Source organism: Nocardia sp. NPDC058244, from assembly GCF_042882065.1.
Classification (GTDB): Bacteria; Actinomycetota; Actinomycetes; order Mycobacteriales; family Mycobacteriaceae; genus Nocardia.
On record NZ_JBHVWX010000001.1, the window covers coordinates 951,134 to 975,274 of the forward strand.

A 24,141-nucleotide genomic window follows, 5' to 3' on the forward strand; every position below is an offset into this window, starting at 1 on the left:
GTACGCGGCGGACGCGTGCGTGGCCGGACACCGGTCCGGCCGGATCACCAACTCGCGGCGGATATTCCGGCCGTGGCGCAGGCCCGCGTCAGCGCGGTGCGCAGGGTCTCGCGGTCCGCGGCCAGGCTGACCAGCGCGAGGGTGTAGGTATCGCCGAGTCGGGACAGATACCCGGCGAGCCGGGTGCGAGGGAACTCGGTGATCCCCGGGTGGATCGCGCGCGCGGCGACCCGATCGCAGTGGTGCGTGCCGACCGTGCGCAGGCTGTCGGGCAGCGTTCCGATATTGGAGCACAGGATGTCTCGCTCGCCCGCGCCCCGGCTGAGCGCGTAGGCCCAGCGGTCGGGGAGGACCTGGAGGATCTCCTCCGGCAGTCCCGCGGGGCTCGACATGCGGCGCAGGTAGGCGGTGCGGGCCTTGTCGCGGATCGTCGCGGGGGTGTCGGTGCGGTCGATCGCGATCTCGGTCATCGCGAGGTCGTTGTCCACGCGCGGTTCGTCGCGGGTGTCGACCGGCAGGCTCGCGGCGATCTCCGGACGCTGGAATCCGGTCTCCCACAGAATGTTCGCCACCAGGTGGATGAACAAGCTGTTGGGAGTTCCGCCGGTCGCGGCGGCGGTGGCGTCCCACTCGGCGGCGTCGAAGACCAGCAGCGTGCTGTGGACGGACCTGCCCGGCGACGGCTCGTGCGCAGTGGTGGCGGGGGGCCGGGGAATCCCACGGCGCAGGGCGCGTGCCGTGCCGCCGATGATGGTGGACCACTGGGCGCGGGCATCGGCCCAGTCCGATGTCGTTGCGAGTGCGTCGGGCAGGTCGTCGTCGATGGCGCCGAGTTCACCGAGGGCGGCGTCGACCGCGTGGATGAGGCCGCGGGCATCGGCCAGCGCGTGCGAACAGGTCAGGGCGACAACGGTTCCGCCGTCGTGCAGCGGCGCGCAGGACAGCCGCCAACCGGGACCGAACTCCGGGTCGAGGTCGGTGCCGAGTGTGTCGGCCCACGGGAGGATCGCGTGCTCCGGTAGCGGGGCGCCGGCGCGATCGAGGGGATGGGCCGAGGTGTTCGGCCGCCAGCCGCGCCGTGCTCCGGGGACACGTGCGCGGACCACCCGGCGGCCGAGGTCGCCGGCCCGCAGCCGATCGTGGATCCGGTGCAGCAGTGCGGGTTCCATCGCGTCCGGGATCCGCCAGAGCCCCTGGAGCGCGATGGGCGTGCCCATGCCGCGATGGGTGCGCAGGAAGATCTCGTCGACGACCGTGAGCCGGTCCATCACCGCTGGTCGGCGCTACCGTGCCTGCCCGCGCCCGCGGCGAAGCGGGCGGCGCCGTCGAGCGCGCCGCCGGTGAGCGCGGTCAGGCCGTGCTGGAATTCGATGCGCATCGCCTCGTCCTCGGGGTGGCCGTGCTGCTCGTAGAGCGCGGCGCGGTCCGAGCGCAGACAGGTCTGCGGGAGGGCGGCCAGCTGGGCGGCCAGTTCCTCGGCGACCCGGCGGGCGTCACCGGTCGGGACGACCCGGGTGACCAGGCCCATCTGCAACGCCTCCGGCGCGCTCACCGGCCTGCCGGTGAGGATCAGGTCCAGCGCCCTGCCCTCGCCGATGATCCGGGGCAACCGCACGGTGCCGCCGTCGATCAGCGGCACGCCCCAGCGCCGGCAGAAGACGCCGAAGGTGGCGTCCTGCTCGGCGATCCGCAGATCGCACCACAGCGCCAGTTCCAGTCCACCCGCCACGGCGTAGCCGGCGACCGCGGCGATCACCGGCTTGGACAGCCGCAGCCGGGTCGGTCCCATCGGGCCGTCGCCCTCGACGGTGGCCTGATTGCTGTTCTCGGTGCCCAGCGACTTGAGGTCGGCGCCGGCGCAGAAGGTGCCGTGCTCGCCCCACAGCACCGCCACCGAGGCGTTCGGGTCGGCGTCGAACGCCCGGAAGGCGTCGGCCAGGGCGCGGGCGGTCGGGCCGTCGACGGCGTTGCGGGCTTCCGGCCGGTCCAGGATCACGGTGGTGACCGGGCCCGCGTGTTCGACACGTACAGACATCGTTCGACCATACGGCGGATCGCCCCTTGTGTGAAGGGGTGAATCGGTGGTTCACTTCTTCGTATGGTGTACCGCAGGACCCCGGCCGTGCAGGCCCGGCTCGACGCGCAACGGGCGCTGATCGTGCAGGGCGCCACCCGCGTGCTCTCCCGCGACGGCTTCGCCGGGCTCTCGATGGCCGCGGTCGCCGCGGAGGCGGGCGTCGCCACCGGCACGGTCTACAAGCAGTTCGAGAACAAGGCCGAACTGGTCGCCGCGGTCTTCGAGACCGTGGTCGCCCGCGAGGTCGAGGCGGTCCGCGCCGCGGTGGCCGAGGGCGATGTCCTGCAGCGGGTGAGCGCGGCGGTGGAGACCTTCGCCGGGCGCGCGCTCAAGAACCCGAAACTGGCGTACGTGCTGCTGGCCGAGCCGGTCGACGCGGCCGTCGACGCGCAACGGCTCGAGTTCCGGCGCGCGTTCGCCGCCGCGTTCGAAGCCGCGATCGCGCACGGCATCGCCGAGGGCCGCCTGCCCGCGCAGGACACCGCGATCAGCGCCGCCGCGCTCGTCGGCGCGATCGGCGAGGTGCTGGTCGGTCCGCTGGCCGCCGCGCCGCACGCCGAGACCGTCATCCCCGAATTGGTTGCTTTCGCCGTGCGCGCCCTGGGTGCGCGCCCGGAAACGTCGTAGTCGAAGGAGTTCCGGCCATGCCGACCCATGAAGTGTTCAACCAGGTGCCTCCGCTCGTCCCCTTCGACGCCGCGCGCAACCCCGCGCTGCTCGAGGGCCTGCACCGGGAGGGCGCGGGCTGGGCCGAGGCCGAGGTGCGCGAACTCGGCAGGCTCGCGGGCGATGTCGCCGCGCAGGAGTGGGGCAGGCTCGCCAACGAGTACCCGCCGGTGCTGCACACCCACGACCGCTGGGGGCATCGCGTCGACGAGGTGGAGTTCCACCCGCACTGGCACGACCTGATGAATGTCGCTGTCGCGCACGGCCTGCACGGCTCGCCGTGGCTGGACGAGCGGCCCGGCGCGCACACCGCCCGCGCCGCCAAGTTCTACACCTGGGGCATCGCCGACGCCGGGCACATGTGCCCGATCTCGATGACCTACGCGGTGGTGCCCGCGCTGCGCCACAATCCGGAGCTCGCCGCGAAGTACGAGCCGCTGCTCGGTTCGCGCACCTACGATTTCGGCCTGCGTGAACCGTCGACGAAGGCCGGGCTCATCGCGGGCATGTCGATGACGGAGAAGCAGGGCGGCTCGGATGTGCGGGCCAACACCACCACCGCCACCCCGCAGCCGGACGGCGCGTACCGGATCGTCGGGCACAAGTGGTTCACCTCCGCGCCCATGTCGGACATGTTCCTGACGCTGGCCCAGGCGCCGGGCGGGCTGTCGTGCTTCCTGCTGCCGCGCGTGCTGCCCGACGGCACCCGCAACCCGATCCGCATCCAGCGGCTCAAGGACAAGCTGGGCAACAAGTCCAACGCGTCCTCGGAGATCGAGTACGAGAACGCCACCGGCTGGCTCGTCGGCGCCGAGGGCGCCGGCGTGAAGACGATCATCGAGATGGTCAACATGACCCGCCTCGACTGCGTGATCGGCTCGGCCACCGGCATGCGGCTCGGCGCGGTCACCGCCGTGCATCACGCCAGGCACCGGGAGGCGTTCGGCGCCAAGCTCATCGACCAGCCCGCCATGCGCAATGTGCTGGCCGACCTGGTGATCGAGTCCGATGCCGCGACCACGGTGATGATGCGCCTTGCCGGTGCCACCGACCGCGCGGGCAGCGACCCGGCCGAGGCGGCGCTGCGCCGGATCGCGCTGGCGATCACCAAGTACTGGGTGTGCAAGCGGGCGCCCGCGCACGCGGCCGAGGCGCTGGAATGCCTGGGCGGCAACGGGTATGCCGAGGAGTCCGGTATGCCCCGGCTGTACAGGGAGGCGCCGCTCATGTCGATCTGGGAGGGCTCGGGCAATGTGGCCGCGTTGGACGCGTTGCGCGCCATGGGCCGTCAGCCCGAGACCGTCGAGGCGTACTTCGCCGAGGTCGGCCTCGCCCGTGGCGCCGACGCGCGCCTGGACGACGCGATCGACCGCGTCGGTAAGGAACTCAGCGACCTGTCCGACATCGAGTACCGCGCCCGCCGGGTCGTGGAACTGATGGCGCTGGTGCTCCAGGGCGCGCAGCTCGTGCGCCACGGTCACCCGGCGGTCGCCGACGCCTTCTGCGCGACCCGGCTCGGTGCCGACTGGGGCATCGCCTTCGGCACGCTGCCCGTCGGGGCGGACACCGGCTCGATCATCGAACGGGCCTTCGTCGACCTGGCCTGAGCCGCGTGGCGGATCGAGCGGACCGCCACCGGTGCGCCTGTCGACGACCGCCGACGGGCATTCTCTGTCGCCTAGGGTGATCCGGTGACCTCGACGAGCGACCTCCTGTCGGTGCGCGACCTCGCCCGGCGCGTTCCGGCGGCCTGCGTGCCGGGGCAGCGGTATCTGCTCGGCATCGCCGGTCCGCCGGGCGCGGGCAAATCGACGCTGGCGCACCGGCTGTGCGCCGAACTCGCCCGTGCGGGGCGGCGCGCGGTGGTGGCACCGATGGACGGTTACCACCTGCGCAACGCGGTGTTGCGCGCGCGGGGCGCGCTGGCGCGGAAGGGGGAGCCCGACACTTTCGACGCCGCCGGGTTCGTCGCCGACCTGCGCGCGCTGCGGCGGTCACGGCTCGGGGAACCGGTGCCGTGGCCGCTGTTCGATCGGGCGATCGACGAGCCGACCGCGGCCGGAGTGGTCGTGCGCGACGAGGACATCGTCCTCGTCGAGGGCAACTACCTGCTGCTCACCGACGCCGAAGCACCCGGGTGGGCGGCGGTGCGCGACCTGCTCGATGCCTGCTGGTACCTCGACGCGCCCCGCGAGGTCCTCACCGAGCGGCTGCTGCACCGGCACACCGTCGGTGGTCGCACGCCTGCGCAGGCGAAAGTGAAGGTCACCGACAGTGATCTGCGCAACGCCGACCTCGTCGCGGGGAGCAGACCTCGCGCCGATCAGGTCCTGACGGCGGACGGCGAGGGCTATCGGATCGGCTAGCTGACTCGGCAGTGGTGGTCGGTCGCGGCCCGCTGTCGGCGCGTACGCGCGGAAATGGGCGCTCGGCGGGCAATCATGGAGCGATGACGCGACGGTGGCGGACCCGCATGCCCGGGCACGCGCTGCGCAACGCGGCGGCGGCCGTGTTCGCGCTGCTGCTCTACTACAGCGTGCCGGTGGGGTTCTTCTTCGACCTGAACGCGTGGCCCGGCCGGGTGATGGGGGTGTGCACCTTCATCGCCGGGATCATCGGGCTCGGCTGGCTGGTCTGGCGCCGGGTCGAGCACTTCCTGAACGCGCCGACCTCGGCGGGCGGACGGGTCGACGGTGTGCTGCTCGTGGTGTGCATCGTCTGTGTGGTCTTCTCGCTGTACTACTTCCGGCTCCAGCAGCTGCAACCCGGCCAGTTCCAGGGCCTGACGACGCGCACCGACGCTCTCTACTACACGATGGTCACCCTGGGCACGATCGGTTACGGCGACGTGCACGCGGTGGGTCAGGCGGCCCGCATCGCGACGATGGTGCAGATCGTGTTCGACCTGGTCGTCCTCGGCACGCTGATCTCCATCGCGACCAACAGCGTGAACACCCGGATCGCCGCCGCGGACCGCGCCGCCGCCGCCCGCGCGACGCCGGTCGCCGACGTCAGCGACGATGGGCCCGATACCACTCGATGAGTTCGTCGGTCGACGAATCGCCCTGCGTCACCGGCTGCGCGGGCTCGCTGAGCAGCGGCATCAGCTCCAGCGCCTGCTGTTTGCCCAGCTCGACGCCCCACTGATCGAAACTGTCGATACCCCATACGGTGCCCTCGACGAACACCTGATGCTCGTAGAGGGCGATCAGCTGACCCACCGTCGACGGCGTGAGCTCCGGCGCCAGCACCGTGGTGCTCGGCCGGTTGCCCGGCATCACCTTGTGCGGCACCAGCTCCGGATCGGTGCCCTCGGCGGCGATCTCCTCGGCGGTCTTGCCGAAGGCCAGCACCTTGGTCTGCGCGAACAGGTTGCTCATCAGGATGTCGTGCATGCTGCCGGTGCCGTCGCGGGTCGGCAGGTCGTCGGTGGACCGGGCGAAACCGAGGAAATCGGCCGGGATCAGCCGGGTGCCCTGGTGCAGCAGCTGGTAGAAGGCGTGCTGGCCGTTGGTGCCCGGCTCGCCCCAGAAGATCTCGCCGGTCGAGGTGGTCACCGGGGTGCCGTCGGCGCGTACCGACTTGCCGTTGGATTCCATCGTCAGCTGTTGCAGATAGGCGGGGAAGCGGGCGAGGTCGTTCGAATACGGCAGCACCGCGCGCGATTCCGCGCCGAAGAAATTCGTGTACCAGACCCCGAGCATGGCCAGTAGCACCGGCCCGTTCTGCTCCAGCGGAGCCGTGGCGAAATGCCGGTCGACGGCGTGCATTCCGCTGAGGAATTCGGCGAACTGCTCCTTGCCGATGGTCACCATCACCGACAGGCCGATCGCGGAGTCGACCGAATACCGGCCGCCCACCCAGTCCCAGAAGCCGAACATGTGCGCGGGGTCGATGCCGAACTCGGCCACCCGCTGCGCGTTGGTCGACACCGCGACGAAGTGCTTGGCGACCGCGTCCTCGCCGAGCGCGGCGACCAGCCAGCGGCGGGCCGCTGTGGCGTTGGTCAGGGTCTCCAGGGTGGAGAAGGTCTTGGAGGCGACGATGAACAGCGTCGTCGCCGGGTCGAGCCCGGTGAGCTTGGCGACCAGATCGCACGGGTCGACGTTCGAGACGAACCTGGCCTCGATGCCGGGATCGGTGTAATGGCGCAGTGCGCGGTACACCATGTCGGGCCCGAGATCCGAGCCGCCGATGCCGATGTTGACCACGGCGGTGATGCGCTCGCCGGTCGCGCCGCGCCACTCGCCCGAACGCACCGAATCGGCGAATTCGCCCATCCGGCGCAGCACCTCGTGCACCTCGGCGTCGGCGTCGGCGCCGTCGATACTGAGCTGATCGCCGACCGGCAGCCGCAGGGCGATGTGCCCGACCGCGCGGTCCTCGGAGGTGTTGATGTGGGCGCCCGCGTACATCGCGTCGCGCCGTTCCGGCACGCCCGCGGTGCGGGCGAGATCGACGAGCAGCGCGAGGGTTTCGCGCGTCACCCGATGCTTGCTGTAGTCGATGTGCAGGTCGGCGACCCGCACGGTCAGGTCTTTGCCGCGCGCCGGATCATCGGCGAACAGTTTGCGCAGGTGTAGGGGTGCGACGCTGCGGTGGTTGTCCGACAGTGCCTGCCAAGCCGCCGACGCGGTGATGTCGCTGCTCACGTCAGCCGACATTACAGCGTCCGATGAAGTCCGGCGCCGCAGTTCGATGTGCGCTCACGGCCCGCGGCCTACGCTGACTCCCATGGTGTCCGAACGTGACGTACTCGAATTCGTACCGAAGGGTTTGTGGATCGGCTCCGGGCCGGTCGAGGCGACGGGCGGTGGCACCTTCGCGGTGCGCAATCCCGCCGACGGCTCGGTGATCGCGCAGGTCGCCGATGCCACGCCGGACGACGCGATGCGCGCGCTCGACGCGGCCGTCGCGGCGGGCGAGGCGTGGGCGGCGACCCCGTCGCGCGAGCGCGGCGAGATCCTGCGGGCGGTGTTCGAGCAGCTGACCGCGCGGGCCGAGGAGTTCGCGCTGCTGATGACCCTCGAGATGGGCAAGGCGCTGGCCGAGAGCCGCAACGAGGTGCGCTACGGCGCCGAGTTCTTCCGCTGGTTCAGCGAGGAGGCGGTGCGGGTGCACGGCCGCTACCTGCACGCGCCGTCGGGAGCGGGCCGGATCATGGTGACAAAGCAACCGGTCGGTCCGTGTTTGGCGATCACGCCGTGGAACTTCCCGCTGGCCATGGGTACCCGCAAGATCGGGCCCGCGCTCGCCGCGGGCTGCACGATGATCGTCAAGCCCGCCTCGGCGACCCCGCTGACCATGCTGGCGCTGGCCAAGCTGTGCAGCGAGGCCGGGCTGCCCGACGGCGTGCTGTCGGTGGTCACGACCCAGCGTTCCGGTGCCGTCACCGGCCCGCTGATCGACGATCCGCGGCTGCGCAAACTCACCTTCACCGGGTCCACCGAGGTCGGTAAGAAGCTCGTCTCGGCGTCGGCGAACCGGCTGCTGCGCACCTCGATGGAATTGGGTGGCAATGCCCCGTTCGTCGTGTTCGACGACGCCGACATCGACGCCGCGGTGGCGGGCGCGATGCAGGCGAAGCTGCGCAACGGCGGTGAGGCGTGCACCGCGGCCAACCGCTTCCACGTGCAGCGCGGGGTGGTCGCCGAGTTCACCGCCAAGCTGGTCGCCGCGATGACCGACACCGTGGTGCTCGGGCCGGGCACCGATCCGGCCAGCACCCTCGGTCCGCTGGTCAGCGAGGAGCAGCGGGAGATCGTCAGCGAGCTGGTCGACGACGCCGTCGACCAGGGCGCGCAGCTGCTGCTCGGCGGCAAGGCGCCCGGTGGACCCGGCTGGTTCTACCCGGCCACCGTCCTCGGTGACGTGCCCGCCTCGGCGCGCATCCTGCGCGAGGAGGTCTTCGGCCCGGTCGCCCCGATCGTCGCCTTCGATACCGAGGACGAGGGCGTCGCCGCCGCCAACGACACCGAATACGGCCTGGTCAGCTACCTGTACACGCGGGACCTGGACCGGGCGCTGCGCGTGTCGGAGGCGCTGGAGACGGGCATGGTCGGCGTCAATCGCGGCGTCATCTCCGACCCGGCCGCGCCGTTCGGCGGCGTCAAGGAATCGGGCTTCGGGCGCGAGGGCGGCATCGAGGGCATCGAGGAATACCTGAACACGAAGTACGTCGCGCTGACCTGAGACACGAAACCGCCCCGGGGATGGTGTCGCACCCGGGGCGGCTTTGTGGAGGCGGCGAACTGGTGGTCCGCCGCGTGGCTTGATCGGTGCCTAGCGGCCGAGGCGACCTCGGCCGAGGCGGAGCAGGAGCATGGCGAGGGTGTGGCCCTCCTGGCCGAGCTCACTGAAGCGCTCGAGCACCTTCATCTCGCGGCTGTGGACCAGGCGCGGACCACCGGAGGCCATCCGGGTACGGCCGATGATCCGGGAGATCTCGCTCCGGCGTTTGATCGCGGCGAGGATCGTGGCGTCGAGCTGGTCGATCTCGAGGCGGAGCTTCTCGATCTCCGCCTCGGATTGCGGCAGAGCCGAATCGGACCCGGTGGTCGTAGCAGGGGTGCTCATCATTCATCTCCTCGTGTCAGAACTTGGATCGGTGGGGCCGCACGGCCTGTTACCCGATCTGTTCCTTCACCCTGAAACTTTCCCGATGGGCGGTACGTGATCCCCCCGGGAGTGCGCAAATAGCCGCGCGCACCGCCACGATATCGGATCGTTTGCCGATCCGGGCATGCGGAGAAGCACTGGCCATGAGGCCCAGTGTGCCACGGGCCCCCAGTCATGCAAAACAGTTGTGTTTGTGAATCTGCTGAGAAGCCCGCGGTTCGCCGCCTGTCGGTGCCCGCCGGTAGCGTGGACAGACGATGGATATCACGGTCGCTCCCCACGCCTCAGCCGCCGATCCCAGTGAACCAGCGTCCGCGCCCGCGGAGCTATCGCGCCGGGACGGTGGTGGTTCCGGCGCGTCCGGTGGCGGGCTGGCCGAGGCGGCGGCGCGGCACAGCGCCGAGCAGGAACAGCGCCGCAAGGAACGCGAGCAGCGCCGCGTCGAGGAGACCGAACGCCTGCTCGACGGACTGAATCCGCAGCAGCGCGCGGCCGTCGTGCACGCGGGCTCGCCCCTGCTGATCGTCGCGGGCGCCGGCTCGGGCAAGACCGCGGTGCTCACCCGGCGCATCGCCTACCTGCTCGCCGCGCGCGGCGTGCACACCGGGCAGATCCTGGCGATCACCTTCACCAACAAGGCCGCCGCCGAGATGCGCGAGCGGGTCGCGGGGCTGGTCGGCCCGCGCGCGGCCAGCATGTGGGTCTCGACCTTCCATTCCAGCTGTGTGCGCATTCTGCGGATGCAGGCCGCCCTGTTGCCTGGCCTGAATTCGAATTTCTCCATCTACGACGCCGACGATTCGCGCCGTTTGCTGACGATGATCAGCCGCGATTTCGACATCGACACCAAGAAGTATTCGGCGCGGTTGCTGGCGACCGCAATTTCCAACTTGAAGAACGAACTCATCGGGCCCGAGCAGGCCGCCGCCGACGCCGAGGCCGACGAGACCGAACTGCCCGCGCTGGTGGCCCGGGTCTACGCCGAGTACCAGAAGCGCTTGCGCGCGGCCAATGCCATGGACTTCGACGACCTGATCGGCGAGACGGTCGCGCTGTTGCAGAACCACCCGCAGGTGGCCGAGTACTACCGGCGCCGGTTCCGGCACGTCCTGGTCGACGAGTACCAGGACACCAACCACGCGCAGTACGTGCTGGTGCGTGAACTCGTCGGCCACCACAGCGCGCAGACCGACGAGGAAGCCGGCGTCGAGCCGAGCGAGCTGTGTGTGGTCGGCGACGCGGATCAGTCCATCTACGCCTTCCGCGGCGCGACGATCCGCAACATCGAGGAATTCGAGCGCGATTTCCCCGACGCGGAAACCATTCTGCTGGAGCAGAACTACCGCTCCACCCAGCACATCCTCTCCGCCGCCAACGCGGTGATCTCGCGCAACGAGGGCAGGCGCGAGAAGAAGCTCTGGACCGACTCGGGCGAGGGCGAGCTGATCACCGGCTACGTCGCCGACAACGAGCACGACGAGGCCGCGTTCGTCGCCAAGGAGATCGACAAGCTGGTCGACGCGGGCGACGCGAACTACGGCGATGTGGCGGTCTTCTACCGCACCAACAACAATTCGCGGGCGCTGGAGGAGATCTTCATCCGGATGGGCCTGCCGTACAAGGTGGTCGGCGGCGTCCGGTTCTACGAGCGCAAGGAAGTCCGCGATGTGGTGGCCTACCTGCGCGTGCTGGAGAACCCCGACGACGCGGTGAGCCTGCGCCGCATCCTCAACACCCCGCGCCGCGGGATCGGCGATCGCGCCGAGGCGTGCGTCGCGGTGCACGCCGAACAGCGCGACATCGGTTTCGCCGCCGCGCTGCGCGACGCCGCCGACGGCAAGGTCGCGCTGCTGAACACCAGGGCGGTGCGGGCCATCGCCGGCTTCCTCGGACTGCTCGACGAGATCCGCGCGGCCGGAAAGCGCGCCGACAGCGAGTATCCCGACGTGGGCAATGTCGTCGACGCGGTGCTCGACCGCACCGGATACCGGGCCGAACTGGAAGCCTCCGACGATCCGCAGGACGGCGCGCGCCTGGACAACCTGAACGAACTGGTCAGCGTGGCCCGCGAATTCAGCTCCGAGGCGTTCAACAACGCCGAGGCCGCGCGCGAGGAGGGGCTGCTGCCGGAGGCGGGCGACGGCGAACCCGAGCCCGGCTCGCTCGCGGCGTTCCTCGAGCGGGTGTCGCTGGTGGCCGACACCGACCAGATCCCCGACGAGGGGTCGGGCGTGGTCACCATGATGACGCTGCACACCGCGAAGGGCCTGGAGTTCCCGGTCGTCTTCGTGACCGGCTGGGAGGACGGCCAGTTCCCGCACATGCGCGCGCTGGGCGATCCGACCGAGCTGGCCGAGGAGCGCAGGCTCGCCTACGTCGGTATCACCAGGGCGCGGCAGCGGCTCTATCTCTCGCGCGCCGTGGTGCGCTCGGGCTGGGGCCAGCCGGTGTCGAACCCGGAATCGCGTTTTCTGCAGGAGATCCCGCAGCACCTGCTGGACTGGCGTCGCCTGGAGCCGGTGGTCTCGCCCGTCCAGCGTGGCCGCAGGCGCGAGGAGAGCGGTTTCGAACGCGACTGGACCAGGGGCGACGGCTGGGATCAGCGTCCCGGTGTGCGCGGCGGTACCGGTCAGCGCAGGCCCGCGCCGGGTGGCGGCGCGGTCAAGCGGAACAACACCGATCTCGTACTCGCCGTGGGCGATCGGGTCAGCGACGACAAGTACGGCCTGGGCCGGGTGGTCGCCGCCGACGGTGTCGGCCCCTTGGCGACCGTCACCATCGACTTCGGCACGGCCGGAAAGATCCGGCTGATCCCCCAGTTCAGCCGGACCATTGTGAAGCTGTAGGGCGAACCTCAGAACCTCAGTGCGGCAGTAGATCCGTCAGGGCTTCGTCGAGAGTCGGATAGCGGAAGGCGAAGCCCGCCTTGTGCAGGACTTCCGAGGTGGCGTGGCGGCCGGTCAGGCCGAGAGCCGGGTCGGTGCGCAGGACGACGGCGCCGACCTTCAGGATCGCCGCCGGGGTCGGCGGCGACGGCGGCCGGTGCAGCAGGCGGCGCAGCGTCGCCATGAGTTCGGTGTTGCGGACCGGGAATTCGGTCGCGGCGACGAGGACGCCGTCGGGGAGGGCGAGGTCGGGATCGAGACCGAGGGTCGCCCGGACGACGGCGAGCCAGTCCTCGATGTGGATCCAGCTGAACCACTGGTCACCGGGGCCGACCCGCCCGCCGAGACCCGCCTTGGTGAGCTGGGCGAGGCGCTTCAGCGCGGGAGCGTCGGGGTCGAGGACGATGGAGGTGCGCAGGATCGTCCAGTGCGCGGCGCGAGCCGGATCGAACGCCTCCTCCCACGGCTGGGCGACGCCGGTCATCTGCGGCAGGCCCACGGGCAGGGGAGTGGTTTCGGTGCAGCGGGTTTCGCCCGCGTCCGACCAGATCGCGGTGGTGCTGGCCTGCACCCAGTAGTCGACCGGGGTGTCGCGCAGCCCGGCGGCGGCGACCAGGGCGGCGGTGGAATCGACTCGGCTGGTGCGCAGTTCGGTGATGTTGCGTTCGGTGGGCCGGCAGTCGACCAGCTTGCCTGCCAGGTTGATCACCGCGAGCCTGCCCGGTTCCCGCAGTTCCGCGGCCCAGGCGCCGACCGAGCGGCCGTCCCATTCGGTCTGCCGGAACGGCAGCGCGGGCATGCGCCTGCGGGTGAGCAGGGTGACGCGCTGGCCGCGACAGGTGAGGTCGGCGGCGATCTGGGTGCCGAGCGCACCGGTGCCACCGGCGATGACCACGGTGAGCGCGTCGTCGGCGGGCACCAGCCCGGCCAGCCGCGCCAGCCGCGAGAAGTTCACGCGCGCATCGGTTTCGATGAACGGCCGGACCACCGCGCGCGCCGCCGCGGCGGTCGGACCGGTGAACCGCAGCTCCTGGGTGATCTCGGTGCCGCCGTCGCGCGGGGTCAGCCGCCAGGTGAGCCGCATGGTCCCGGCGGGTTCGGGCTGTTCGATGCTCAGTTCCCGGTCGGGGATGACGGTGGTGACGGTGAACGATTCGCCGAATCGGCCGTGAATACGCGCCGCGACCTGTCCGCTCGGCAGGTAGTCACCGGTGGCGCCGACGGCGACCGGCCCGTGCATCCGCACCGACCGCACGCCCGGATTCCACTCCGGCCACTGTTCGAGATCCCCCAGGACGCTCCACACGGATTCCGGTGGGAGCGCGATGAACTGCGTGTACTTCGTCGTACCAGCCATGACTGGAACGCTAACCGGGACCGGCGGCACTGGGAAGGGTGCCGCTGATCACCTCACCTCAGTCGCGCTGGGCGCCCAGGCTGATGCCGCGGGTGGCCAGCCACGGGACCGGATCGATCTTGTCGGTGCCGTTGAGCCACACCTCGAAGTGGCAGTGCGGGCCGGTGGAGAAGCCGCGGTTGCCCATGGTGGCGATCTGATCGCCCGCCATGACCCGCTCACCCTGCACTACGGTCGCGGTGTCGATGTGGCCGTAGATCGTGACGGTGCCGTCGTCGTGCAGGACGCGCACCCACATGCCGAAGCCGGAGGCGGGCCCGGCCTCGATGACGGTGCCGTCGGCGACCGAGTAGATCGGGGTACCGATCGGACCGGCGACGTCGATGCCGAGGTGCTGCACACCCCAGCGGGCGCCGAAACCGGAGGTGTAGTTACCGGAGGTGAACTTCGCGAACAGCGGGCGCAGCTTGGCCGATTCCTGCGCGGCGAGATCTTCGGCGAACTTCTGGCCCTTGGCCAGGATGTCGTCGAAGTGGCTCTTGTCGGCGATGGTGGTGGCGTCGAGAACCGAAGCGCCGGTGCCGTTCTCGTCGAGATCGGCGGTGCTCATCGACTGGGCCGCGATCTCGTGGATCTGACCGGCGGCCTCGTAGTCGACACCGTGCGCCGGCTGGCCCGGATCGGCCATCGCGGCCTGACCGGCGGCGACGACAGCGCCCGCGGCGACGGCGATGACCGCGGCGCGGCCCTTCAGCGCGGCGGGGGGAGCGGGCACGCGGTGCGCGCCACCACGACGTTCGGCGCGGCGCGGCGCGGGCTCTTCGGATTCGGTGGCGCGGGTGGGCTCCCACGCGGTGGCGTAGGTGCCGGAGTCATAGGTGTCGGACTCGTCCGGAGTCCACTCGTCCTCGGCGGGGGTCCACGCGCTGTCGGCGTTCCAGTGGTTCTGGTCCTGCCAGGTGTTCTGCTGCGGCCACGCGGGCTCGGGCGCCGCGGCGGGGGCGCGCCTGCCCTGCGGGTGCGAGGTGTACTCGTCGGTGTACCGGTAACGGTGGCCGGAGTTGGTGCGATCTTCGACTGTGAAGGTGGAGCGGTGGTTCATCGGCTGCGCCGAATCGCCGACGGCTGTTCCAAGCGAGTGCTGACGTGCCTCAAGCTTGTCGTCCTCCTCAGTCCTGACTTGCCAGTCGTGACCTGGTTGTCGTGACCTGGTTGTGACTTCGACCGCATTGACGGTAACGAAGCGATTGCAGAGTGGCAAGCGCTCGTCGAAAACGTACCGTAGTGTGTGAGATTCGTCACCGTAACGCGTCGGAATGTCTCACCATTTCGAGGCCTCCCGGGTGAGGACCTTCGACGACATAACGTAGTAGATCGTGAGGGGTCACGGCTTTACGTGTCCCGACCTGCCACGGTGCCGGAAATCGCCGAAAAACTACTCGCCAGTAGCCTTGGCCAGCGGTTTTCCCGACCTCCCGTAACACGTCGTGACCTGCGCCACTTAGGATGAATGTGGCCGATTGGCCCTCCATGTGACTGGTTAGAGTCCGACCCGACCCGCTACCGACGTCGGGCCGCCAACAAAGACGTTGTCATAGCAACGCAGACGAGACGGTGAGTACATGGATCTCTTCGAATATCAGGCGAAGGAGCTCTTCGTTAAGCACGGAGTGCCTTCGTCCGAGGGTCGTGTTTGCGACACGGCCGAAGAAGCTCGCGCGATTGCCGAGGAAATCGGCAAGCCGGTGATGGTCAAGGCGCAGGTCAAGGTGGGCGGCCGTGGTAAGGCGGGTGGCGTCAAGTACGCCGCCACCCCGGAGGACGCGTTCACGCACGCGCAGAACATTCTCGGCCTGGACATCAAGGGCCACATCGTCAAGAAGCTCCTTGTCGCCGAGGCCAAGGACATCGCGGAGGAGTACTACATCTCCTTCCTGCTCGATCGGTCCAACCGCACCTACCTGGCCATGTGTTCGGTCGAGGGCGGCATGGAGATCGAAGAGGTCGCGGAGAAGACCCCCGAGCGCCTCGCCAAGATCGCCGTCGACGCCGTCAAGGGTGTCGACCTGGCCTTCGCCCGCGAGATCGCGGAGAAGGGCCACCTGCCCGCCGACGTGCTCGACGCCGCGGCCGTGACCATCCAGAAGCTGTGGGAGGTCTTCATCTCCGAAGACACCACCCTGGTCGAGGTCAACCCGCTGGTGCGCACCCCGCAGGACGAGATCCTCGCCCTCGACGGCAAGGTCACCCTGGACGAGAACGCCGAGTACCGGCACCCCGATCACCTGAACTTCGCCGACGTCGACGCGACCGACCCGCTCGAGCTGAAGGCCAAGGAGAACGACCTCAACTACGTCAAGCTCGACGGTGAGGTCGGCATCATCGGCAACGGCGCCGGCCTGGTCATGTCGACCCTGGATGTCGTCGCGTACGCCGGTGAGAACCACGGCGGCGTGAAGCCGGCCAACTTCCTCGACATCGGCGGTGGCGCTTCGGCTTCCGTGATGGCCGCGGGTCTGGACGTCATCCTGGGCGACGCGCAGGTCAAGAGCGTGTTCGTCAACGTGTTCGGTGGCATCACCGCGTGCGACGCGGTCGCCAACGGCATCGTGAAGGCGCTGGAGATCCTCGGCGACGCGGCCACCAAGCCGCTGGTCGTCCGTCTCGACGGCAACAACGTCGACGAGGGCCGCAAGATCCTCGCCGAGGCCAACCACCCGCTGGTGACGCTGGCCCAGACCATGGACGAAGGCGCCGACAAGGCTGCCGAACTGGCCGCAGCCAAGTAAGGAACACGAACATGTCCATCTTCCTGAACAAGGACAACAAGGTCATCGTCCAGGGCATCACCGGCGGCGAGGGCACCAAGCACACCGCGCTGATGCTGAAGGCGGGCACCAACGTCGTCGGCGGCGTGAACGCGCGCAAGGCGGGCACCACCGTCAAGCACACCGACAAAGACGGCAACGAGATCGAGCTGCCCGTGTTCGCTTCCGTCGCCGAGGCGATGGAGAAGACCGGCGCCGACACCTCCATCGCGTTCGTGCCGCCCGCCTTCTCCAAGGACGCCATCGTCGAGGCCATCGACGCGGAGATCCCGCTGCTCGTGGTCATCACCGAGGGCATCCCGGTGCAGGACTCCGCCTACGCGTGGGCCTACAACGTGGAGAAGGGCGAGAAGACCCGCATCATCGGCCCGAACTGCCCCGGCATCATCACCCCCGGCGAGGCGCTGGTCGGCATCACCCCGAACAACATCACCGGCAAGGGCCCGATCGGCCTGGTGTCGAAGTCGGGCACCCTGACCTACCAGATGATGTACGAGCTGCGCGATTTCGGTTTCTCGACCGCGATCGGCATCGGCGGCGACCCGGTCATCGGCACCACCCACATCGACGCCATCGAGGCGTTCGAGAAGGACCCGGAGACCAAGATCATCGTCATGATCGGCGAGATCGGTGGCGACGCCGAGGAGCGGGCCGCGGCCTACATCAAGGCCAACGTGACCAAGCCGGTCGTCGGCTACGTCGCCGGCTTCACCGCGCCCGAGGGCAAGACCATGGGCCACGCCGGCGCCATCGTCTCCAGCGGCGGCGGTACCGCGCAGGCCAAGCAGGAAGCGCTCGAGGCCGCGGGTGTGAAGGTCGGCAAGACGCCGTCCGCCACCGCCGCGCTCGCGCGCGAGATCCTGGAGAAGGCGTCCATCGCCTCCGCCTGATCCGCACGCAACAGCTACGAAGGCCGCCTCCAGGTTTGACCGGGGCGGCCTTCGTCGATTCTGCACAGGGCGGTGGTTGTCCACAGCCCCGCTCGGTAGGTGATGACCGGGGACAGGACGTGCAGTAGCGTCAGTAACCGGATCAGCACCAGTCAGTTCGACGCGACCGATGCGCACGACTCGACAAGGAGACGACGACATGTCCTACCCGACCGGGGGCTCCGGGTACAACGCACCCGCGACACCCGCCGCGCCCAGCCAGGGCCCGAGCACCGGTGCCGCCGGCGCTGCGCCATCGTCCGCGACCGACGCGGAAGGCAAAGGGCTGCCCTTCATTCTGACCGCGGCGACCGCAGGCCTCGGCGTGCTGACCTTCCTGCTCGGCTTCCTGCCGTTCGTCGGCACCAAGCCGGTGACCATCGGCGGCACCACCGTCAGCAGCGACGAGACCGACAGCTTCTTCGCCTACTTCGGCGGCTCGGCCACGCTGGGCATCGTGCTGCTGGCCGGTCTGCTGGCCGGTGTGTCGTTGCTGCCCAAGCAGAAGCTGCTCGGCGCCTCGGCCGCGGCCGCGGTGGCGGGCCTGTTCGCCGTGCTCGCGCTGACCTTCTCGGTCCCCGAGGGCGCCGAGCTGGAGTTCGGCGCCTACATCGTGATCGTCTTCGCGCTGCTCACCGCGGCTGCCGCGATCGTCGCGGTGCTGTTCGAGCTGGGCATCATCAAGCCGCCCGCGCCCAAGCCCGCCCAGCCGCAGCAGCAGCCGGGTCAGTACGGCCAGTACGGCCAGCAGCCGGGCTACGGCCAGCAGGGCTACGGCCAGGGCACCGGCCAGCAGGCGTACGGGCAGGGCGGTTACGGCCAGAGCCAGACCGGCGGCCAGTACCCGACCCAGTCGCCGTACGGCCAGCAGAGCCAGCCGTCGGTGCCGCAGGCGCCGCAGCCGTCCTACGGCCAGCCGGGCCAGCAGCCGTCCTACGGCCAGCAGCCGCCGCAGTCGCCGTACGGCCAGCAGTACGGTGCGCCGCAGCAGCAGTCGCCCTACGGTGCCGCGCCGCAGGCGCAGCCGCGGCCGGACGAGAGCGCGACCCAGCACTTCGGCGGGCAGCAGCCCGGCCAGGGTCAGCCCTTCGGCGCGCCGACCTACGGTGGCGCGCAGCCCGGTGCGGCCGCGCCGCAGCAGGGCCAGCCGTTCGGTGGCGAGCAGAACGCCGACCCGGCGTCCGACGCGACGACGGCGTTCCGCCCGACCGACGACAACAAGTAAACCGACGGCCGCCGCGCGTGGCACAGGTTCGATCGCGAGCCCACAGGTGCGCCTGTGGGCTCGCGGCGCGCCTGACCCGCGCCCGCCGGGGAAGCTGCCACGCTGAATTGTCATGAGCTCCCGTAACTCCCTCGTGCGCCGGACCTCCGGGTCACGCGGTGACGGGGAGGCCACCGCACCGCCGTCCGGGCACGGTCACGAACCGCCCTGGTGGTCGCTGTCGCCCGAGCGGGCGCGCACGCTGCTGCTGGTCGCCGCCCGGCCGACGATCTGTGGGCTGGCGGCGACGGTCCTGCTGGTCCTGGTGGTCATGCTGACCACCGATACCGATCTGACCAGCGCACCCGGCGCGGTCGCGGCGACCTGGCTCGCCGCCCATCAGGTTCCGCTGACCGTGGGCCGGACGACGCTGGGTGTGCTGCCGCTCGTCCCGACCATGATCCTGGTCCTGATGGCCGCCCGCGAATGCGCCCGCGCGGTGCCCCGCCGTCCCACCCCGGTCGACCTCGGCTGGCTCGCCGGCGCCGTGCTCGCCGGCCCGCTGCTGATGACCGCCGTCTGCCTGGCCGTCACCGGTGACGCCGCGGGCGTCACCCCGCTCGAACCACCCGGCCCGGTGACCGCGTTCGGCTGGGTGCTCGTGCTCTACCTCGGCGCGGCGGCGGGCGGGATCGCCACCCGCGCCTGGCCCTCGGTGTGCGCGCTGCTGCCGGTCGAGATCCCGGCGTGGGCCGTGCTCGGCGCCCGCGCCGCCCGGCGCACCGTGCTGCGAATGCTCGGCTGCGCCGCGCTGGCCACGGCGGTGTCGTTCTTCCTGCACCTGTCCCGGCTCGACGGCGCGTACGACCAGGCGCACAACGTCACCGACGTGCTCGGCATGACGCTGCTGTCGCTGCTCTATCTGCCGAACGTGGTGATCGCCGCGGCCGGAATGCTGTGCGGCGCGCCGGTGCAGTTCGGCGCGGGGTCGGTCGGGCTGTTCGGGGTCACTGCCGGACCGGTGCCCGCGCTGCCCGCGCTGATCCCGCTGCCGGAGGGGCCGTCGGCGGCCTGGTGGCCGGTGCTGCTGCTGATCCCGATCGCGGTGGGGGTACTCGGCGGTATCGAGCTGGGCCGCACCAGCGACGACCGGCCGGGCGCGCCGTGGGCGACGCTCACCTCCGCCGCGCTGTCCACCCTGATCTTCCTCGTGCTCGCGATCCTCGGCGGCGGACAGCTCGGCGCCGTCGGCCGGGCCGGGGTCGACCTGCTGATGCTTGTCGTGCTGATGGTCACCTGGTTCGGCTTCGGCGGATTCGTCGGCATGTTCTTCGCCCGGCGCTTCCTCGCCCCCGCCGCCCCGGCCGACGACTACGACGAGTACGACGACACCTACGCCGACCACGACGACTTCGACGACGAGTACGACGACGAAGACGACTACTACTACGACGACGAGGACGAACCCGACTACGACGACGACGATTCCGCCGTCGAGGTCGACGCCGAACTGGTCACCGACTTCGACGACGACGTCGAGGTGAGTATCGCCGCACCGGGCTCGACGGCCCCGCCGACCGACGACATCGTCGACGCGGAGGTCGTCGAGTCGGACCTGCCGGAAGGTGACAAGAGCACCGGTCGTTAAGCTCGACCCGGCGGTATCGCCGATCGCCGCCACCCGACACACGCAGGAGTAGAGCGCTGACGTCCTCGTTTGCCCAGTGGAAGCCCGCAGGGACACCGGCTACCGTCGTCGTCCTCGCCTCGGGCACCGGCTCGCTGCTCAACGCGCTGCTGGCCGCCGCGCGCGAGCCCGGCTATCCCGCGAAGATCGTCGCGGTCGGCGTCGACCGGGTGTGCCAGGCGACCGAACACGCCGAGACCGCCGGGATCGAGCACTTCCGGGTCGCGGTGCGGGACTTCGACGATCGGGCCGCCTGGGATCGCGCGCTGACCGAGGCCGTCGACGCCTTCCGGCCCGACCTGGTCGTCTCCGCCGGCTTCATGAAGATCGTCGGTCCCGCGTTCCTCGAGCGGTTCGGCGGCCGGTTCATCAACACCCATCCCGCGCTGCTGCCCTCGTTCCCCGGCGCGCACGGGGTACGGGACGCGCTCGCCTACGGCGCCAAGGTCACCGGCTGCACCGTGCACCTGGTCGACGGTGGCGTCGACACCGGCCCGATCCTCGCGCAGGAGGCGGTCGACGTGCTGCCCGGCGACGACGAGGCCGCCCTGCACGAGCGCATCAAGGTTGTCGAGCGACGGTTGCTGGCGGAGGTCATCGCCGCTGTCGCCACCCGAGGCATTGTCTCCGACGGACGAAAGGCAGAAATTCCAGATGAGCGAGCACGCCGGTGAGTGAACGTAAGGCGATCCGCAGGGCGCTGGTGAGCGTCTACGACAAGACCGGGCTCATCGAGCTGGCCACCGGACTGCACGCCGCCGGCGTGGAGCTGGTGTCGACCGGTTCGACCGCGGGCAAGATCGCCGAGGCGGGCATTCCGGTCACCAAGGTCGAGGACCTGACCGGTTTCCCGGAGACCCTCGACGGCCGGGTCAAGACCCTGCACCCCCGGGTGCACGCGGGCATCCTGGCCGACACCCGCCGCGCGGAGCACGTCGACCAGCTCGCCGAGCTGGGCGTGGAGGCCTTCCAGCTGGTGGTGGTGAACCTCTACCCGTTCACCCAGACGGTGGCCAGCGGCGCGAGCATCGACGAGTGCGTCGAGCAGATCGACATCGGCGGTCCGTCGATGGTGCGCGCCGCCGCGAAGAACCACCCCTCGGTCGGTGTGGTCGTCGACGTCAACGACTACGACGACGTGCTCGCCGCGGTGAAGTCCGGCGGCTTCACCCTCGCCGAGCGGACCGGCCTGGCCGCCAAGGCCTTCCAGCACACCGCGAGCTACGACGTGGCCGTCGCGAGCTGGATGGGCTCGGTCGCCGTGCCCGCCGTGCAGCCCGAGACCGAGCAGTTCCCCGGCTGGGTCGCCGGTTCGTGGGAGCGCGCCGCGGTGCTGCGCTACGGCGAGAACCCGCACCAGGCCGCCGCGCTGTACACCAGCAACGACGGCACGGTCGGGATCGCGCAGGCGGAGCAGCTGCACGGCAAGGAGATGTCGTACAACAACTACACCGACGGTGACGCCGCCTGGCGCGCCGCCTACGACTTCGACGAGCCCGCCGTCGCGGTGATCAAGCACGCCAACCCGTGTGGCATCGCCGTCGGCGCCGATATCGCCGAGGCGCACCGCAAGGCCCACGCCACCGACCCGGTCAGCGCCTACGGCGGCGTGATCGCGGCCAACCGCGAGGTCAGCGTGGAGATGGCCGAGCAGGTCGCGGAGATCTTCACCGAGGTCATCGTGGCCCCCGGCTACGCGCCCGGCGCGGTCGAGGTGCTGCAGCGCAAGAAGAACGTGCGCGTGCTGGTGGCCGCGGCGCCGCAGCGCAAGGGTGTGGAGCTGCGCCCGATCAGCGGCGGCGCGCTGCTGCAGGACCGCGACGTCCTCGACGCCACGGGCGACGATCCGGCCAACTGGACCCTCGCCGCGGGCGACCCGGCCGACGCCACCACCCTGGCCGACCTCGAATTCGCTTGGCGCGCTTGCCGTGCCGTGAAGTCGAACGCGATCCTGCTGGCCGACGACGGTGCCGCCGTCGGCGTCGGCATGGGTCAGGTCAACCGGGTCGACTCCTGCAAGCTGGCCGTCGAGCGGGCCGGTGAGCGGGCCAAGGGCTCGGTCGCCGCGTCCGACGCGTTCTTCCCGTTCTCCGACGGCCCGCAGATCCTGGTGGCGGCGGGCGTGCGCGCGATCGTGCACCCCGGTGGCTCGATCCGCGACAAGGACACCGTCGAGCTCTGCAAGGAAGCCGGCGTCACGCTGTACCTGACCGGAGCGCGTCACTTCGCGCACTGAGTCACGGCGAACCCGGACGGGTGCCGCACCGAATCCTCGGTGCGGCACCCGTTCTCGTTATCCGGCGTCGACCACCTGGCGGCTGCCCAGCGGTGACTTCAGGGTGATCTCGACGGTGCCGAAGACGGCGTTCATGGTGCACATCTTGCCGACCGCGTCGGCGCGGGTGCCCCCGCGCAGGGCGACCGCGACGGCGGTGGCCGACTCGGTGACGGTGGCGTCGACGCCGTAGCACTCCGGGTTGCCGGTCTGGAAATTCACGCCGATCGTGTTGTCGCTCAGGCGGGTCCACGAGGTGAAGGGCAGGGGATGGGGGTTGACGATGGTGGGATCGGGCGTGAATCGATGGCCGAGGCTCGCGTTGCCGTCTTCCGGCCGGGCGCTCGTTGTCGTCGAATTCGATTGGGGTGCAGCGTCATCGGAGCTCGAGCAGGCGGTGATCGGGCCCAGCAGCACGGCCAGGGCGGCCGCGGCGGCGGTGAAACGCGACGTCGTTCGCATACCGTGAGCCTAGTCGGCGTGGCGTTCGCGCTCGCCCGGCCGAGTGGGGCATTCTAAACGCGATACTCCCCACAGTGAACTTTCCGCGAACCCTGCGCGTAACTCACCCGTTTCGGCTCGGTGGGGACTACATTCGCTTCCGATGCGACGCCGTGGCAAGCGGCGAGCATCACTGATGTTGGATGCTCTGCAACTGGATCTTCGAAAGGACAAACGTGGGCGACACGCTGCGCGTAGGCGAAGAACTGGGACTGGGACAGTCCCTGACCGGCGGTGCGTACACCCTGGCCCTGCAGCCGGACGGCAACCTTGTGCTGACCGAGCCCGACGGTAACGTCGTGTGGGCCGCACAGACTCATGGGCAGGACGTGCAGCGCGCGGCCCTGCAGCACGATGGCGACTTCGTCATCTACAAGGGTGACGGCTCGCGCGTCTGGGCGACCGACACCAGCGGCAAGAACGTCGAGCGCCTGGTGGTGCAGCCCGACCGCAACGTCGTGCTCTACGGCACCGACGACTCGGTCGCGTGGGCCACCGCCACCAACACCGACAACCCGCTGCCCGCCCCGGCTGCCGAGCCGGAGCCGGTCGCCGCCGCCCCGATCGCCGAAGAGGTCCCCCCGCCGCCCGCGGCGCAGACCTACACGGTCGAGCCGGGCGACACCCTGTGGGCCATCTCCGAGCGTTTCTACGGCGACGGCAATCGCTACCACGAGATCGCGTCGGCCAGCGGTATCGACAACCCGGACCTGATCAACGCGGGCCAGGTCCTCACCATCCCGTGATGACGTAGCCGCAGCGTTCATCGCCTGCACAACGAAAGTGGCCCCGAGGCAACAGCTTCGGGGCCACTTTTGGTTCTGCGGTGCCTACCGGCTGGTGAAGGGCAGCAGCGCCATCTCGCGCGCGTTCTTCACCGCGACGGCGACCTGACGCTGCTGCTGCGGGGTCAGGCCGGTCACCCGGCGGCTGCGGATCTTGCCGCGATCGGAGATGAAGGTGCGCAGCAGGTTGACGTCTTTGTAGTCGACGACTTCGATGCCCGCGGCGATCAACGGGTTCTTCTTCGGCTTACGGCCCTGCTCGGCGCGTGCCTTCTTGGACGGTGCTCGCTTCACTGCCATGCGATGTTCCTTCTCACGAGATCAGTGGG

At 70.1% G+C, this 24,141-nt stretch carries 21 protein-coding genes; 13 read left to right on the forward strand and 8 right to left on the reverse strand.

Annotated features, from left to right (window positions below; translation table 11 throughout):
* Positions 1-44: 44 nt before the first annotated feature.
* Positions 45-1,268: a hypothetical protein gene (locus ACFVW6_RS04415; RefSeq protein ID WP_378823707.1), complete on the reverse strand. Its 1,224-nt coding sequence runs from the start codon at positions 1,266-1,268 to the stop codon at positions 45-47.
* Positions 1,268-2,035, reverse strand: coding sequence for a crotonase/enoyl-CoA hydratase family protein (locus ACFVW6_RS04420; protein WP_355273550.1), 768 nt, complete (start codon positions 2,033-2,035; stop codon positions 1,268-1,270). Before ACFVW6_RS04420 ends, ACFVW6_RS04415 begins: the two co-directional genes overlap by 1 nt.
* A 63-nt stretch (positions 2,036-2,098) precedes the next feature.
* On the opposite strand from ACFVW6_RS04420, the gene ACFVW6_RS04425 reads away from it, so the two are divergent.
* The 4 genes from ACFVW6_RS04425 to ACFVW6_RS04440 all read left to right on the forward strand — a co-directional run bounded on the left by ACFVW6_RS04425 (position 2,099) and on the right by ACFVW6_RS04440 (position 5,786).
* Positions 2,099-2,704, forward strand: coding sequence for a TetR/AcrR family transcriptional regulator (locus ACFVW6_RS04425; protein WP_355273547.1), 606 nt, complete (start codon positions 2,099-2,101; stop codon positions 2,702-2,704).
* A gap of 17 nt (positions 2,705-2,721) precedes the next feature.
* Positions 2,722-4,350, forward strand: coding sequence for an acyl-CoA dehydrogenase family protein (locus ACFVW6_RS04430; RefSeq protein ID WP_378823704.1), 1,629 nt, complete (start codon positions 2,722-2,724; stop codon positions 4,348-4,350).
* An 84-nt stretch (positions 4,351-4,434) separates the two neighbouring features.
* On the forward strand, positions 4,435-5,109 hold the full coding sequence (locus tag ACFVW6_RS04435) for a nucleoside/nucleotide kinase family protein (RefSeq protein ID WP_378823703.1): 675 nt from the start codon (positions 4,435-4,437) through the stop codon (positions 5,107-5,109).
* Between the two features lie 83 nt (positions 5,110-5,192).
* Positions 5,193-5,786, forward strand: a complete 594-nt coding sequence (locus ACFVW6_RS04440; RefSeq protein WP_378823701.1) for a potassium channel family protein — start codon at positions 5,193-5,195, stop codon at positions 5,784-5,786.
* Here the strand turns inward: ACFVW6_RS04440 and pgi are convergent.
* On the reverse strand, positions 5,755-7,395 hold the full coding sequence (pgi, locus tag ACFVW6_RS04445) for a glucose-6-phosphate isomerase (RefSeq protein ID WP_378823699.1): 1,641 nt from the start codon (positions 7,393-7,395) through the stop codon (positions 5,755-5,757). The two genes, ACFVW6_RS04440 and pgi, sit on opposite strands and share 32 nt — an antisense overlap.
* Before the next feature lie 82 nt (positions 7,396-7,477).
* On the opposite strand from pgi, the gene ACFVW6_RS04450 reads away from it, so the two are divergent.
* Positions 7,478-8,935, forward strand: a complete 1,458-nt coding sequence (locus ACFVW6_RS04450; RefSeq protein ID WP_378823697.1) for an NAD-dependent succinate-semialdehyde dehydrogenase — start codon at positions 7,478-7,480, stop codon at positions 8,933-8,935.
* A 90-nt stretch (positions 8,936-9,025) separates the two neighbouring features.
* Here ACFVW6_RS04450 and ACFVW6_RS04455 read toward each other — a convergent pair whose 3' ends face one another.
* Positions 9,026-9,319, reverse strand: a complete 294-nt coding sequence (locus ACFVW6_RS04455) for a chorismate mutase (RefSeq protein ID WP_022566231.1) — start codon at positions 9,317-9,319, stop codon at positions 9,026-9,028.
* A gap of 299 nt (positions 9,320-9,618) precedes the next feature.
* Here ACFVW6_RS04455 and pcrA point away from each other — a divergent pair, with 299 nt between their 5' ends.
* Positions 9,619-12,207: a DNA helicase PcrA gene (pcrA, locus tag ACFVW6_RS04460; protein WP_378823695.1), complete on the forward strand. Its 2,589-nt coding sequence runs from the start codon at positions 9,619-9,621 to the stop codon at positions 12,205-12,207.
* A 16-nt stretch (positions 12,208-12,223) separates the two neighbouring features.
* On the opposite strand, the gene ACFVW6_RS04465 is transcribed toward pcrA, so the two are convergent.
* Positions 12,224-13,603 (reverse strand): DUF1731 domain-containing protein, encoded by a 1,380-nt coding sequence (locus ACFVW6_RS04465; protein WP_378823694.1) that lies wholly within the window; start codon positions 13,601-13,603, stop codon positions 12,224-12,226.
* A gap of 58 nt (positions 13,604-13,661) precedes the next feature.
* Positions 13,662-14,705 carry a M23 family metallopeptidase gene (locus ACFVW6_RS04470; protein WP_355273528.1) on the reverse strand — a complete coding sequence of 348 codons (1,044 nt, stop codon included), beginning with the start codon at positions 14,703-14,705 and terminating at the stop codon, positions 13,662-13,664.
* A 520-nt stretch (positions 14,706-15,225) separates the two neighbouring features.
* Between ACFVW6_RS04470 and sucC the strand changes: the two genes are divergently transcribed.
* The 6 genes from sucC (at position 15,226) to purH (ending at position 22,487) form a co-directional block, all read left to right on the forward strand.
* Positions 15,226-16,392 (forward strand): ADP-forming succinate--CoA ligase subunit beta, encoded by a 1,167-nt coding sequence (sucC, locus tag ACFVW6_RS04475; protein WP_355273526.1) that lies wholly within the window; start codon positions 15,226-15,228, stop codon positions 16,390-16,392.
* A gap of 11 nt (positions 16,393-16,403) precedes the next feature.
* A complete protein-coding gene (gene sucD, locus ACFVW6_RS04480) occupies positions 16,404-17,321 on the forward strand; it encodes a succinate--CoA ligase subunit alpha (RefSeq protein ID WP_378823691.1) in 918 nt (305 codons plus the stop codon).
* 199 nt (positions 17,322-17,520) lie between these two features.
* Entirely contained in the window at positions 17,521-18,585 is a 1,065-nt protein-coding gene (locus ACFVW6_RS04485; protein ID WP_355273520.1) for a DUF5336 domain-containing protein, read from the forward strand.
* A gap of 112 nt (positions 18,586-18,697) precedes the next feature.
* Positions 18,698-20,212, forward strand: coding sequence for a DUF6350 family protein (locus tag ACFVW6_RS04490; RefSeq protein ID WP_378823688.1), 1,515 nt, complete (start codon positions 18,698-18,700; stop codon positions 20,210-20,212).
* A 56-nt stretch (positions 20,213-20,268) separates the two neighbouring features.
* The gene (gene purN, locus ACFVW6_RS04495) at positions 20,269-20,925 is read left to right on the forward strand and encodes a phosphoribosylglycinamide formyltransferase (protein ID WP_355274625.1); all 657 of its coding nucleotides are present in this window, start codon (positions 20,269-20,271) and stop codon (positions 20,923-20,925) included.
* A complete protein-coding gene (gene purH / locus ACFVW6_RS04500; protein WP_378823686.1) occupies positions 20,922-22,487 on the forward strand; it encodes a bifunctional phosphoribosylaminoimidazolecarboxamide formyltransferase/IMP cyclohydrolase in 1,566 nt (521 codons plus the stop codon). The genes purN and purH overlap by 4 nt, the downstream gene beginning before the upstream one ends.
* A 57-nt stretch (positions 22,488-22,544) precedes the next feature.
* On the opposite strand, the gene ACFVW6_RS04505 is transcribed toward purH, so the two are convergent.
* Entirely contained in the window at positions 22,545-22,988 is a 444-nt protein-coding gene (locus tag ACFVW6_RS04505; RefSeq protein WP_378823683.1) for a hypothetical protein, read from the reverse strand.
* A 215-nt stretch (positions 22,989-23,203) separates the two neighbouring features.
* On the opposite strand from ACFVW6_RS04505, the gene ACFVW6_RS04510 reads away from it, so the two are divergent.
* Complete coding sequence (locus ACFVW6_RS04510; protein ID WP_355273511.1) at positions 23,204-23,773, forward strand: LysM peptidoglycan-binding domain-containing protein; 570 nt, start codon at positions 23,204-23,206, stop codon at positions 23,771-23,773.
* 84 nt (positions 23,774-23,857) lie between these two features.
* Here the strand turns inward: ACFVW6_RS04510 and rpsR are convergent, their stop codons facing one another.
* On the reverse strand, positions 23,858-24,112 hold the full coding sequence (rpsR, locus tag ACFVW6_RS04515; protein ID WP_022566236.1) for a 30S ribosomal protein S18: 255 nt from the start codon (positions 24,110-24,112) through the stop codon (positions 23,858-23,860).
* Positions 24,113-24,141 lie beyond the last annotated feature (29 nt).